The organism is Oleiphilus sp. HI0043 (assembly GCF_001634935.1).
In genome coordinates, this window is the sequence record NZ_LWEY01001493.1 from 1 (window position 1) to 601 (window position 601).

At 47.4% G+C, this 601-nt stretch carries 1 protein-coding gene; it reads left to right on the forward strand.

Annotated elements, in window-relative coordinates; all coding sequences use genetic code 11:
• On the forward strand, positions 1–601 hold a 601-nt coding region (locus A3729_RS21535; protein ID WP_068634260.1), incomplete at both ends, for a CsgG/HfaB family protein.

Consider the following 601-nt stretch of genomic DNA (forward strand, 5'->3'; position numbering starts at 1 on the left):
CGAAAAGTGTGAAGAAACACTCGGCACACTGTCTATCTTTGAAGATACCTCACTACCATGGTGGGGAACTTACAAACAGCAATATCCAAGACTAGGAAGTACTGTCCCGGTCCTAAGACTCATGATTCAGCAATCAAACTGTTTTGTCATCGTTGAACGTGGCGCGGCAATGAATGCAATGAACCGTGAACGTCAACTAATGAATTCTGGTCAACTGCGCTCTGGTAGTAATTTTGGCGGCGGTCAAATGGTAGCAGCTGATTTTACACTTAGCCCCTCTGTCTTGTTTGCAGAAAAAACCGGCGGGTTTGGCGCAGTACTTGGCAGTTTCGGATCACTAGGCAAGCTTGCGGCCGGTCAAATGAGTTCAAATGAAGCCGAAACCAATTTAACGCTTATCGAAAACCGTTCTGGTGTTCAGGTTTCTTCGGCAAATGGTAGCGCTGAAAACAATGACTTCGGTTTCCTTGGCGGCCTATTTGGTGGCGGTGCTGCTGTCGGCGTAGGTGGATTTTCTAAGACTCCTGAAGGTAAGGTTGTTACCGCAGCCTTCGCTGACTCCTTCAATGAAATGGTTAAGGCTCTTCGCGTATACAAAGCC